This is a genomic window from Alloyangia pacifica, from assembly GCF_900116195.1.
Lineage (GTDB): Bacteria > Pseudomonadota > Alphaproteobacteria > Rhodobacterales > Rhodobacteraceae > Salipiger > Salipiger pacificus.
The window spans coordinates 91,560-104,510 of the sequence record NZ_FOZW01000010.1; the positions used below are offsets into that span (position 1 = coordinate 91,560).

The following is a 12,951-nucleotide window of genomic DNA, read 5'->3' on the forward strand; positions in this document are numbered from 1 at the left end:
GCTCAGCCGGGGATGATCTCGAACTTCGTGACATCCACCATGCCGCGGTCGGTGATCTTCAGCGCGGGGATCACCGGCAGCGCAAGGAACGCCAGCTGCAGGAACGGCTCCTCCAGCGTCACGCCCAGCGAGCGCGCCGCGGCGCGCAGCTCCACCAGCCGGTCGCGCACCTCCTCGAACGGCAAGAGGCTCATCAGCCCCGCCACCGGCAGCGCCAGCTCGGCGAGGATCTTGCCTTCTGCCGCCACCACGAAGCCGCCCTCGATCTCTGCCAGTCGGTTCGACGCCAGCGCCATGTCGGCGTAATCGGCGCCGACGCAGGCGATGTTGTGGTGGTCGTGGCAGACCGTCGAGGCGATCGCCCCCTTCTGCAGCCCGAACCCTCGCACGAAGCCCGTCGCGATATTGCCGTTCTTGCCGTGCCGCTCGACCACCGCGATGCGGATCAGATCGCGCGCCACGTCGGGGGCCTTGTCGCCGTTCTCGATAACCACTGTCTCGTGCAGATGGTCGGTGAGGATCTGCCCCTCGCGGATGCCGATCACGTCGGTCTCCTCGCGGTTGGCGGTGGCGCGGAAGCTCTGCGGCGTCAGCTTCGGCGCATGCACGGAGTCGCGCCCCACCTCGGGGATCGTGTCACGTGCGGCGAACGCCGCGTCATCGACCACCACGCCGCCCGCCAGAACCAGCTGCGCATGGCACCCCTCGAGGCTGTCAACGGCGACGATATCGGCCCGCTTGCCCGGCGCGATCATCCCCCGGTCCTTGAGGCCAAAGGCCTCGGCCGCCGACAGCGACGCCGCGCGATAGGCTGCCAGAGGCGTCGTCCCCAGGGCGATCAGCGTGCGGATCATGTAATCGAGATGCCCGTGCTCGCCGATGTCCAGCGGGTTACGGTCGTCGGTGCAAAGGCACATGTAGGGCGAGGTCCGCTCGCTGAGCAGCGGCTGCAGTGCGTGCAGGTCCTTGCTGACCGAGCCCTCGCGGATCAGCACCCGCATGCCCTTGCGCAGCTTCTCCAACGCCTCCTCGGCGCTGGTCGCCTCGTGCTCGGTGCGGATGCCCGCCGCCACATAGGCATTCAGATCGCGCCCCGACAGCAGTGGGCAATGGCCATCGATATGCCCGCCCTCGAAGAGCTTCAACTTCTTCATCGCCTCGGGGTCGCGGAAGATCACGCCGGGGTAATTCATGAACTCCGCCAGCCCGATGCCCGAGGGGTGGCCCATCAGTTCGGCGATATCCTCGGCCAGCAGTTCGGCGCCGGCGGTCTCCATGTGGGTCGAGGGCACGCAGGACGACAGCTGCACGCGGATGTCCATCAGCGTATGCGCCGAGGCCTGCTGGAAGTACCGGATCCCCGCCGCACCGATCACGTTGGCGATCTCATGCGGATCGCAGATCGCCGTGGTCACCCCGCGCGGCGCGACACAGCGGTCGAACTCGAAGGGGGTCACCAGCGAGCTTTCGATGTGCAGATGCGTGTCGATGAATCCGGGCACAAGGATCGCACCGGCGACGTCGATCTCGCGCTTGCCCTCGTAGCTCTCGTAGACGCCGACGATGGTGTCGCCGCAGATCGCGACGTCGCCCGCGATCAGCTCGCCGGTGATCAGGTCGAGGATGCGCCCGCCCTTGAGCACCAGGTCCGCCGCCTCGTCGCCGCGCCCCTGCGCGATCTTCGTCTCGAGTTCCGCCATGCCTGCCTCCGTCTGCCGGTCTTGCTGTTGTGTCGTGCCGTCGTGTTTCCCGCAGCCTGCCACAGCCCGAGCCCGAAAGGCGAGAGGCCTTGCGCCTCGCCCGGTTGCAAAGCATTGGCGAAAGGCGCTTACTTGCGCGCAGAAAACCAACAGGGGACAAGATCATGACCATTTCCCGCCTCGCGCTCGTTGCGGCGCTGGCCACTGCCGGTGCCGCCGGCATCGCCCAGGCTGATTGCAGCAGCGTCACCTTCTCGGATGTGGGCTGGACCGACATCACCGCCACCACCGCCGCGACCACCGTGATCCTCGAGGCGCTCGGCTACGACACCGACATCAAGGTGCTCTCGGTGCCGGTCACCTACACCTCGATGGACCGCGGCGACGTCGACGTCTTCCTCGGCAACTGGATGCCGACGATGGAGGGCGACATCGCCCCCTACCGCGAGAAAGGCTCGGTCGACACCGTCCGTGCCAACCTCGAAGGGGCGAAGTACACGCTGGCCACCAATGCCGCCGGTGCCGCACTCGGCATCGCCGATTTCGCCGATATCGCCGCCCACGCTGATGAACTCGACGAGACCATCTACGGCATCGAGCCGGGCAACGACGGCAACCGGCTGATCCTCGACATGATCGAGGCGGACGCCTTTGGCCTGAAGGCTTTCGACGTCAAGGAAAGCTCCGAGCAGGGCATGCTGGCGCAGGTCGATCGGGCCACCAAGCGCGACGAGCCGATCGTCTTTCTCGGCTGGGAACCGCATCCGATGAACGCCAACTTCGACCTGACCTACCTGTCGGGCGGCGACGACTGGTTCGGCCCCGATTTCGGCGGCGCCACGGTCTACACCAACACCCGTGCCGGCTACGTCGAGGAATGCCCGAACGTCGGCAAGCTGCTGACCAACCTCGAATTCTCACTGCAAATGGAGAACGAGATCATGGGCGCGATCCTCAACGACGGCACCGACCCCGACAAGGCGGCCACCGCCTGGCTGAAGGCCAACATGGGCGTTCTCGACGGCTGGCTCGACGGCGTGACCACGCTGGACGGCGGCGCGGCCAAGGACGCGGTGACCGCGGCCCTGAACTGACGCCAACCCCGGCTTTCCACCCCGCCCACACGGGCGGGGTGACACGAGACCGTTAAATTTGAGGCTATTTTCCCCGCGCCCGCCGGGGTCCGGTTCAGCAAGCCTTCACCTGTCCCCCGCCAGATGTCCCGAGGATGTCTCTCTGGACGGACCCTTGCCCATGAGCCTGCGCCTTATGCTCTTCGCCGCGCTCGGACCGCTTCTGGCGCTCCTGCTCTATTTTTCCGGTCAAGAGCTGCTGCGGCTCGAGCGCAACGCCAAGAATCTCGAGCGCGTCGCCCGTATCGCCGCCGAGGCCGAGGTGCTCTCCGATCTCGCGCACGAACTGCAGAAAGAACGCGGCTATTCCGCCGGCTTCACGTCGTCGCGCGGCAAGAACTTCTCCACCGACCTTGCCCGCCAGCGAGAGGCCACCGACGCGGTGCTCGCTGGGTTCTTCGACGCCCTGCCGGAAACGTCGGCCGCCGCCGCCGCGCACATCGAAATCGCCCGCGACCAGCTCTCAAGTCTGGCTGACACGCGCGCCGAGATCGACCGCTTCACGCTCACCGTCCCCGAGCTGGCGGGCTTCTACACAGGCCTCGTCAACCAGCTGCTGTCCGCGGGCCGCCAGATGCGCGACATCGCCCGCTCCCCCGCCACCGGAGCGTTGATGGAAGCGCATGAGGCAGTCGCCCTGGCCAAGGAAAGCGCCGGACTGGCCCGCGCCATGGGCGCCACGGGGCTCGGCACGGATGTCTTTCCGCAACAGGTTCACCGGCGGTTCATGGACTTGATCGCACGCGAATCCGCCCACCTGACCCGAGCTGCGCAGGTTCTCCACCAGCCCGGCCTGCTGGAAGACCTCGGCGCCACGCCGGCGGCATCGGCGCTCGCTCCGATGATCGAAACCATTTCCGCCCTGCCCTACGGCGGCAGCCGCGGCGCGCTCACGGCGCCGGCCTGGTTCGCCGCTTCCACTGCCTGGATCAACGCGCTGCGCGACCTTGAAACCCGACTCAGTACCCAGACCTCCGCGCTGGCCACCTCGACCGCAGAGCAAGCCCGGAGCAGCCTCCTGGTCACCGGCGCTGTGACCCTGCTGATGACCCTCGCCATGGCTGGTATTGCGGTACTGATCGCCGAGTTCGTCACCCGGCGGCTCGGTCGGCTCACCGGCGTGATGATGGACTTCGTCGAGGGCCGGTTCGAGGCCTGGGTTCCCTATATCCACAGCCGTGGCGAGATCGGGCACATGGCGCAGGCGATCTACCGCTTCAAGCAACTCTCCAAGGCCGCGATCGAAAAGCGCGCCGAGGACGAGGCCCAGCTCAATGCCCGCCACCAGCAGGTCGTCGATCTGATGACCGATGGGCTGAATGCACTGGCCCGCGCGGATCTGACCCTGCGTTTCGACGAGCCGCTGGCCGAGGAATATGACGCGATCCGCACCGACTTCAACACCGCCACCGCCCGTCTGCGCGAGGTGATGCGCGCGGTCTCCGGCACCGTAGGCGAGATCGAGCAGCGCTCGCGCGGGCTGCGCGGCTCGGCCTCCGATCTCGCCGAGCGGACCACCACGCAGGTCGAAACCATCAGCAGCACCGCCGAAACCGTTTCTGGGCTGACCAGCACCCTCGCAGAGACCGACGTCGCGCTGAAGGACGTCAAGCACCTCGCCGACGAGGCCAAGGGCCGGGCAGACCGCTCCGGCGAGGTGGTGCGCAACGCCGTGGCCGCCATGGATCGCATCGCCGAAAGCTCGGGCCGCATCGCCCAGATCACCACGGTGATCGAGGACATTTCCTTTCAGACCAACCTTCTGGCGCTCAATGCCGGGGTCGAGGCCGCGCGCGCCGGGGAGTCGGGCAAAGGGTTCGCCGTGGTCGCCATGGAAGTGCAGGGGCTGGCGAGCCGCTCCGCCGATGCCGCGCTCGAGATCAAGGGGCTGATCGAGGAGAGCGCGCGCGAGGTCAGCGGCGGCGTCAACCTTGTCGGCGAGACCGGAGAGGCCCTGCAGGCAATCCTCGAACAGATCCTGCGCGTCGACGAGGTGCTTTCGAACATCAGCGCCGCCGCCGAGTCCCAGAACCGCGAGCTGCAGGGGGTGAACGCTGCGATGACTCGGCTGCGCGACCTCACCTCGCAGAACACCGAGGTCGCCGATGCCAGCCGCGACGCCTCGACCGAACTGGCCGAGGGTGCCCAGCGCCTGTCGGCGCTGGTCAGCGAGTTCGACCTGCGCGTCCCGGAGCAGGCTCAGGCCACGGCGTATCCAGCAACCGTGACCCGAACAGAGGAAACCCGGGCGGCCTGATCTGCCGCGCCACCACAAGCGGCTGGCCGCGAAGCGCAGATCACTCGAGAGGGGCAGGACACAGTCGGCCGACCGCACGCGCAGGCATAAACTGAAGGCGCAGGCATAAACTGAAGGACCGCGCCGCCCCCGGCGCACCGGTCAGCCGATCATCCCCTTGATCGCCGCGGCATGGGCGGGATCGGCGCCCAAAGTATCCTCGGCAAGAGCGCGGGCCGAGGACAGCAGCGCCTCGGGCGGCACGATCCGGTCGATCAGCCCCCAGCCCTGCGCGTCTTCCACCGGCACCTTCTGCCCCGCCATCAGGACCATCTTTGCCCGCGCCGGGCCGACAAGCGCGGCCAGCCGTCCCGGGTCCGACGGCTGCGGCAGGAACCCCAGCTTCATCACCGGGTAGAAGACCTTGGCTCCGGGCACCGAGATGCGCAGGTCGCAGGCCAGCGCCATGCCCATGGCGCCCCCCGCCAGCGTGCCGTTCAGCGCGCAGATGGTCAGCCCAGGCAGCGCCGCGATGGCCCCCGACAACCGCTCCCAGAGCGGCGAAGTGGCAAGCCCCGCCCGCGCCGCCTCGAGATCCGCGCCCGCCGAGAACACCTTTCCCCTGCCGGTGATCACCAGAACCTGCGCCTCGCGCGCCGCTTCGGCAATCTCGCAGAGCCGCTCCAGCATGTCCGGGGTCAGCGAATTGGCCTTCTCCGGCCGGTCTATGACCGCCAGCCAGTAGCCGCCGTCGCGCTCCAGCGTGATCATGCGACGCCGATCGCCTTGCGCACCGCCTCATCGCGCAACGAGATCTCGCCGCCGAGGTGGGCATCGGTCTCCGGGCCGCACATCCACAGCAGCGCCTTGGCCACCCATTCGGGAGGGATGTGGTCTTCCCACTCCAGCTCGCTGACCGGGTTCACCCCGGAGGCCTTGATCGTGCGCTGCATTTGCGTCGCCACCGTGCCCGGGGAGAGCGAGATCGCGCGGATGCCCCGATCGCGATACTCGGCATCGGCCATGCGGGTCAGCATCAGCGCCCCGGCCTTCGAGGCGCAATAGGCCGACCAGCCCTCGAGCGGGTGGTGCGCCGCGCCCGAGCCGATGGTCAGCACCGAGCCGCCGCCCGCTGCCAGCATCAGCGGCAGCGCCGCGTGCATGCCGTGGTAGACGCCCTTGAGGTTGACGTCGATGACCTGCCCCCAGGCGCCCGGATCGGCCCCTGCCAGCGGCGCGATCGGCTCGATCACACCGGCATTGTTGACCAGCACGTCGATCCCCCCGAACGCCGAGACGCAGGCCTGCACCGCCTGATCCATCTCCCAGTAGCGGGAGATGTCGCAGGGGATGGCCATTGCCTTCGGCCCGATCTCGCCGGCCAGTTCGGTCACCGCTTCGCGCCCCCGCGCCACAAGTGCGACATTCGCGCCAGCCTCGGCGAAGAGGCGCGCAGTGGCGGCCCCGATGCCCCGGCTCGCGCCGGTGATCAGCGCGGTTTTCCCTGTCAGATCCATGGATTGCCCCATCGCTTGAAGAATCCCTCCTTTGGTAAACACTGGTCAATCCCCGGTCCACCCTCTTGACCCCGGCGCGCGTGGAGGCGAACTCTAGGCCAGGAATTGCGGCCCAGGGCGAAAAGGATTGGATATGCGGTATTTCACAAAGGGTTTCGGGACTGCTGCGACGGCATTGGCCCTCGCGCTGCCCGCGCATGCCGATGTCACGCCCTCGCAGGTCTGGGACGATCTGGCGGAGCTTCTCGAAGGGGTCGGCTACGAAGTCTCGGTCACCGAAAGCAAGAGCGGCGGCAACCTGTTGCTGGGTGACCTGACCCTGCGCATGGCGATCCCGGAGAGCGAGGGCCAGGCCGCCGGAGACGTGACCGTCGGTCTCGCCGACCTGACGCTGGAGGATCTCGGCGATGGCACCGTCGGCCTGCGGTTCCCGAGCCCGATGCCGATCGAGGTGCGGGTCACCGAGGAGGGCACGGACCCGGTCGAGATGACCCTCGAACTGACGCAGGACGCGCTGAGCCTGATCGCCTCCGGGGATCCCGACGCGCTGAACTACGCCTACAGCGCCGACGCCACGCAGCTCGACCTGGTGCGCCTTGTCGCCGAGGGCGAGGAGCTGTCCCGCGACGTGTTCAGCGCCAGCCTCGGCACCGGGCCGCTGTCCGGAAGCTCCGAGGTCGCCACGCAGGACGGCAAACGCCGCTACAGCCACAGCTACCAGACGGGCGAGCTGCGCTACGATCTTTCGGGCAGCGATCCCGAGCAGCCCGATGCCACCGCGCAGGTGTCCGGCCGGCTCACCGGCCTGACCAGCAAAGGTGAATCGGTGATTCCCGAGATCACCGACCAGAGCGATGCGGCGGCAATCATGAGCGCCGGCTTCGAAGGCAGCGGTGCCTTCACCTTCGAGACCGGCCAGACGAGCTTTGCCTTTACCGAAGACGGCAACACGACGACCGGCAGCAGCAGCTCGCAGGGCGGCAGGCTCGAAGGTGCGCTCGACGGCACCCGGATGAGCTATGCGTTGAGCCTCGACACACTCACCTACGAGGCCGAGGGCGGCGAGCTGCCCTTCCCGGTGAGCGCCGCAATCGAGAAGGTTGGCCTCAACCTGTCGCTGCCCCTGGCAGAAGCGGAGGCACCGCAGGACATGGCCCTCGGGATGACCCTCGGCGGGCTGACCCTGTCTGACGCGATCTGGGGCATCTTCGATCCCGGTGCAACGCTGCCACGCGATCCCGCCACCGTGGCCTTCGACATCACCGGCAAGGTGACGCCGCTGGTCTCGATCTTCGACCCCGCTGGCCTGACAAAACTCGAGGAAGAAGAGACCCCGCCGGCGGAGCTCAACGCACTCACGCTGAACAGCCTGACGGTCTCGGCCGCGGGCGCGGAAATCACCGGACAGGGCGATTTCGCCTTCAACCAGGACGACACCGAGAGCTTTGGCGGCATGCCTGCGCCCGAGGGCGAGGTGACCTTCAACATCAGCGGTGCCAACGGGCTGATCGACAAGCTGATCGCCATGGGCCTGCTGAGCCAGCAGGACGCCATGGGGGCGCGGATGATGCTGGGCATGTTCACCGTGCCGGGCTCCGCGCCGGACACCCAGGTCTCGACCATAGAGGTGAACGACCAGGGCCAGATCCTCGCCAACGGCCAGCGGATCAAGTAACGTCCGGATGTGAAAAGGGGCGGATGGTAACATCCGCCCCTTTTTCGTTCTCCCGGATCCAAATCTCTTCGAAGAGATTTGCAAGCTCCTTCGAAGGAGCTTGGGCCGCCGAAGCCCGTCCTACTTCGCCATGAGGTCCGGCAGCTCGCCAGTCAGCCCCGCCGCCTCGCGCACGAAGTTGCGGCGCAGGCCCGGCATGCCCTGCACCAGCGCCATGCCAAGATCGCGCCCCGCGCGCAGGATCGGGTTGTCGTTCGAAAAGAGCCGGTTGAACAGGTCCGTCGCCGCCGCCAGCGCCGCCGTGTCGAACCGACGCCAGCTCTGGTAGCGCGCCAGCACCAGCGGCGAGGCCACGTCCTCGCCGCGCCGCTGCGCATGGCTCAGCACATGCGCCAGTGCCGCCACGTCGCGCAGCCCGGCGTTGAGTCCCTGCCCGGCGATCGGGTGCATCCCATGCGCCGCGTCCCCCACCAGCGCCAGCCGGTCGGCGACGAAGGCATTCGCCAGCGTCAGGCCCAATGGGTAGGTGTAGCGCGGCCCGGCAAGCGAGATCTCTCCCAGGAAATCGCCGAAGCGCGGGCGCAGCACTTGCAGGTATTCGTCATCGGGCAGCGCGTGGATGGCCCGGGCCAGCGCATCCTTCTCGCTCCAGACGATGGAACTGCGCCCCCCGGTCAGCGGCAGGATCGCCAACGGTCCGCTCGGCATGAAGAATTGATGTGCGACACCCTCGTGCGGCAGTTCATGCGCAATGGCGCAGACCAGCGCGGTCTGCCCGTATGTCCAGCCCATGCGCTTGATCCCGGCGCGCGCGGCGGTGCCGCTGCTGCGCCCGTCCGCGCCGACCAGCAGCCGCCCGCGCAGGGTGCCGCCGTCGGCCAGCGTGACCGTCACGCGCGAGACGTCCACCGACTGCCCGATCACGGTGGCCGAGGCGCGGTGGGTGATCAGCGGCTCGGTCGCCATGGCCTCAAGCAGGGCGCGGCGCAGGAAACGGTCCTCGACCATATGGCCCATCGGCCCTTCCTCGATCTCCGCCGAGGCGAAATCGAGCCCGAGGAAAACCTCCGCCTCGCCGACACGCCCGTCGGTGACGCGGATCGCGCTCATCGGCTGGGCGTCGGGGGCCAGCTGCTCCCAGAGCCCGAGATTTGCCAGCAAGCGCACCGAGGCGAGCGCCAGCGCATAGGCGCGGCCGTCGAATTCCGGCTCCGCCCGCGCTTCGGCAGGCAGGGCGTCAATGACGGTGGCGCTGAGCCCGGCCTTGGCCGCCGCCAGCGCGAGGGCGGGCCCGTTGAGCCCGCCGCCGATGATGAGCAGATCGCTGTCCTGTGTCATGGGGCGTACTATGGTCCTGCGACCGGGATTGTCCATGCGCCCGCGTGCCGCTACCGTCGCGCCGATCGAAAAAAGCAAAGCCGCCCAGCGTGGAAGGCGGCCCCGGGAAGGAAAGCGGCATGACGGATTGGACAGGCAAGAGCGCGGCAGAGCTGGGGCGGGCGATCGGGGCGGGCGAGGTTGACCCGGTCGATCTGGCGCAGGCTTATCTCGACAAGATCGCGGCGCACCCGCTGAAGGATCGCATCTACGCCCGCGTGACGCCGGAGCGCGCGCTGGACGAGGCAAAAGCCGCCAGCGACCGCGCCAATGCAGGCATGCGCCTGTCGCCGCTCGACGGTGTGCCGGTGAGCTGGAAGGACCTCTTCGACACCGCGGGCGTCGCGACCGAGGCGGGCTCGAAGCTGCTCGAGGGCCGCGTGCCCGACACCGACGCCAAGGTGCTGCAGACCGCGACCGCCATGGGGCTCGTCTGCCTTGGCAAGACCCACCTGTCCGAGCTGGCCTTCTCCGGTCTGGGGCTGAACCCGGTCACTGCCACCCCACCCTCGGTCAATGACACCGAGGCCGTGGCAGGCGGCTCCTCGTCGGGCGCAGCCGCCTCGGTCGCCTTCGGACTCGCCGCCGCAGCGGTGGGCTCGGACACCGGCGGCTCGGTGCGCATCCCCTCGGCGTGGAACGATCTGGTGGGGCTGAAGACCACCGCGGGCCGCCTGTCCCTGGTCGGCGCGGTGCCGCTGGCGGCGCGCTTCGACACCGTCGGTCCGCTCTGCCGTACGGTCGAGGACGCGGCGCTGATGCTCGCCGCGCTGGAAGGCCGCCGCGCCCCTGACCTGGCCGGCGCCTCGCTCGAGGGCGTCCGCCTCGGGGCGCTGACCACAATCGTCATGGATGACCTCCGCCCCGAGCCTGCCGCCGCCTACCAGTCCGCGCTGGAGCGGCTGGCGGCGGCCGGTGCCGAGATCGTCCCGGTCGACGTGCCCGAGGTGGCCATTCCGATGGGCGACGCCGCGGTGCTCTACACCGCCGAAGCCTGGGCCACCTGGGGTGCCGACATCACCGCGCGCGGCGAGCTGATGTTCCCGCCGATCCGCGAGCGCTTCGAGGGCGGCAAGGCGTTCACCGCCGCCGAGTACATCACCGCCTGGGATCGCATGATGGCGGCCCGGGCCGCCTGGGCCGAGGCCACTGCCGGTTTCGACGCCGTGCTCTGCCCCACCGCCCCGAACCTGCCGCCCAAGGTCGACCGGCTGCTCAGCGACGACGCCTACTACGTCACCGAGAACCTGCTGACCCTGCGCAATACCCGCGTCGGCAACGTCATGGGGCTCTGCACCACCACGCTGCCCACCGGCACGCCGAGCTGCGGTATCTCCCTCATGGCCGCGCCGATGGCCGAGGACCGCCTGCTGCGCCTGTCGGCAGCGGCAGAACAAGCGCTCGCCTGACACGCGACCCGCACACTCTACGCAGGCCGGGCACACGGCCTGCCGGACCCCGGCAACCGTTCATCTTTCCCAAAATACTCCCGCCGGAGGCGTTCTTTTCAGCCGCAGCGCTGGTAGGTCAGCGGCTCCGGCACAGCCCCCTCGCCGCTTTCTTGCCGCACCAGCGTATCGCCCTTGGCCACCAGCACCATGTCGCGCTGCCAGCTCATGCCCTCTCCGGTGAAATCGAACCTGGCCTCAAGCCGCGTGTCCGAGCTTTCCACGACATCCGCGAGCACTGCGCGGGATTCGTAGAACTTCAGGCTCTCGGCACCGACCTCCATCAACCCTTTCGCGTCCCCCTGCGTCGAGGTGCAATCGGCGGGCACCAGCCCCCAGCGGCCCTGCATGGCCTCGGGGATCCCGGTTTCCTCAACCGCGGAGGTCGCCGGATCGTCTAGCGGCAGGCAGGCGGAGACGAGTGTCAGCGCGGCAAACGCCGCGAGCGAGGCGGGGGAACGGTCAATCCTGGTCATGCCTGCCAACCGTGGAGCAGCCGCGACGGTTCCCCGGTCGCCCCGGCCCCGGCGCTCCTCCGCTCAGAAGGCCTGCAGCAGCTCTGCGGTTGGCCAGCCGTCCACCGGCAGCCCGAGCTCGGCCTGCATCGCCCGGACCGCAGCCCTCGTTCCGGCCCCGAGGATGCCGTCCACCTCGCCGACGTCATGCCCGCGCGCCTGCAGCTTGCGCTGCAACTGTTGCATTTGCGGCCCCGCCAGGCCCGGCGCGGGATTGCCCGCGTCGTAGACCGGCGACCCCTCGAGCCGCGTGGCGAAATAGGCCGCGGTCAGCACGTAGGTGAAACTCTGGTTCCACTCGAAAAAGACCCGGAAGTTCGGATAGGCGATGAAGGCCGGTCCGCCCCGGCCCTGCGGCAGAACGATCGACGCCTGCAGCCGCCCGTCGTCCAACGCGCCGTTGCGCCCGGAGACGCCCAGCCGTTCCCATTCGGCGACACTCATCGTCGTCTCGAGCCCGCTCAGCGCCCAGTCGAACCCGTCCGGCAGGGTGATTTCCTGCAGCCAGGGCTCGTTCGGGCGCCAGCCCAGAGACGAGAGCATCCGCCCACCGGACATCAGCGCGTCGGGCACCGAGGTCTTGAGCGTCACGTGGCCGTCGCCGTCGCCATCGACACCGTTCTCGATGATGTCCTTCGGCAGCATCTGCACCATGCCGATCTCGCCCGCCCAGGCCCCGGTGGTGGTGGCCGGATCGAAATCGCCGTGCTGATAGAGTTCAAGCGCCGCCAGCAGCTGCGGACGGAACAGCTCGGGCCGGCGGCAATCATGCGCCAGCGTGGCCAGCGCATTGGCCGTGTTGAAGTTGCCCTGATAGCCGCCATAGTCGGTTTCGAAGGCCCAGAACGCCAGCAGCACCCCGCGTGAGACCCCGTACTCGGCCTCGATCCGATCAAACACCGCATCCCATTCCGTCGCCTTGCGGCGGCCCTTGTCGAGCCGGTCCTGCGAGATCAGCTTGCGCGAGAACTCGATGAAGGGCGATTGGAAGATGCCCTGCGCCCGGTCCGCCTTCAGCACCTTGGGGTCTTGCCTCAGCCCGGCAAAAAACCGCTGCGCCACAGCCGGATCGGCGCCCTGTGCCACGGCCTCGTCCGACACCCCCTGCAGGAAGGCGCGGAAGTCGCCGCCGCAGGGCGCGGGCTGCGCCTGCGCCGCCATGGGCTGCACAAGGGGCAGAACCAGGGGCAGCAGAGCTGCGGTCAGAAAGGACAGGCTACGCATAAACACCTCGCACGATGACTGCGCTCTACCCTAGCAGTCCGCACTCCGCTGACAAGCTGACCCGCATCGGAACGGATCACGTCCTCCGGAGGCGAAAACCCGCACCTCCGAGACGCTATTAATGAT

The 12,951-nt window shown here is 68.4% G+C and carries 10 protein-coding genes; 4 read left to right on the top strand and 6 right to left on the bottom strand.

Features of this window, described 5'->3' with window-relative positions; translation table 11 throughout:
- Positions 1–2 precede the first annotated feature (2 nt).
- A complete protein-coding gene (gene ade / locus BM397_RS19780; RefSeq protein ID WP_092427805.1) occupies positions 3–1,700 on the bottom strand; it encodes an adenine deaminase in 1,698 nt (565 codons plus the stop codon).
- Between the two features lie 164 nt (positions 1,701–1,864).
- Here ade and BM397_RS19785 point away from each other — a divergent pair, with 164 nt between their 5' ends.
- Together BM397_RS19785 and BM397_RS19790 are read left to right on the top strand one after the other, a co-directional pair.
- The gene (locus tag BM397_RS19785; RefSeq protein ID WP_092427803.1) at positions 1,865–2,794 is read left to right on the top strand and encodes a choline ABC transporter substrate-binding protein; all 930 of its coding nucleotides are present in this window, start codon (positions 1,865–1,867) and stop codon (positions 2,792–2,794) included.
- 160 nt (positions 2,795–2,954) lie between these two features.
- Positions 2,955–5,090, top strand: coding sequence for a methyl-accepting chemotaxis protein (locus BM397_RS19790; RefSeq protein WP_092427801.1), 2,136 nt, complete (start codon positions 2,955–2,957; stop codon positions 5,088–5,090).
- A 141-nt stretch (positions 5,091–5,231) separates the two neighbouring features.
- Here BM397_RS19790 and BM397_RS19795 read toward each other — a convergent pair whose 3' ends face one another.
- Together BM397_RS19795 and BM397_RS19800 are read right to left on the bottom strand one after the other, a co-directional pair.
- Positions 5,232–5,840 carry an enoyl-CoA hydratase/isomerase family protein gene (locus tag BM397_RS19795; protein WP_092427799.1) on the bottom strand — a complete coding sequence of 203 codons (609 nt, stop codon included), beginning with the start codon at positions 5,838–5,840 and terminating at the stop codon, positions 5,232–5,234.
- Complete coding sequence (locus BM397_RS19800) at positions 5,837–6,586, bottom strand: SDR family oxidoreductase (RefSeq protein WP_092427797.1); 750 nt, start codon at positions 6,584–6,586, stop codon at positions 5,837–5,839. The genes BM397_RS19795 and BM397_RS19800 overlap by 4 nt, the downstream gene beginning before the upstream one ends.
- Positions 6,587–6,719: 133 nt before the next feature.
- Here BM397_RS19800 and BM397_RS19805 point away from each other — a divergent pair, with 133 nt between their 5' ends.
- Complete coding sequence (locus BM397_RS19805; RefSeq protein WP_092427795.1) at positions 6,720–8,261, top strand: DUF2125 domain-containing protein; 1,542 nt, start codon at positions 6,720–6,722, stop codon at positions 8,259–8,261.
- A gap of 120 nt (positions 8,262–8,381) precedes the next feature.
- Here BM397_RS19805 and BM397_RS19810 read toward each other — a convergent pair whose 3' ends face one another.
- Positions 8,382–9,599, bottom strand: coding sequence for a UbiH/UbiF/VisC/COQ6 family ubiquinone biosynthesis hydroxylase (locus BM397_RS19810; protein WP_092427793.1), 1,218 nt, complete (start codon positions 9,597–9,599; stop codon positions 8,382–8,384).
- 119 nt (positions 9,600–9,718) lie between these two features.
- Between BM397_RS19810 and BM397_RS19815 the strand changes: the two genes are divergently transcribed.
- On the top strand, positions 9,719–11,047 hold the full coding sequence (locus tag BM397_RS19815) for an amidase (RefSeq protein ID WP_092427791.1): 1,329 nt from the start codon (positions 9,719–9,721) through the stop codon (positions 11,045–11,047).
- Between the two features lie 98 nt (positions 11,048–11,145).
- Here the strand turns inward: BM397_RS19815 and BM397_RS19820 are convergent, their stop codons facing one another.
- Entirely contained in the window at positions 11,146–11,562 is a 417-nt protein-coding gene (locus tag BM397_RS19820) for a hypothetical protein (RefSeq protein ID WP_092427789.1), read from the bottom strand.
- A gap of 63 nt (positions 11,563–11,625) precedes the next feature.
- Entirely contained in the window at positions 11,626–12,825 is a 1,200-nt protein-coding gene (locus BM397_RS19825; RefSeq protein WP_092427787.1) for a lytic murein transglycosylase, read from the bottom strand.
- Positions 12,826–12,951: the final 126 nt, after the last annotated feature.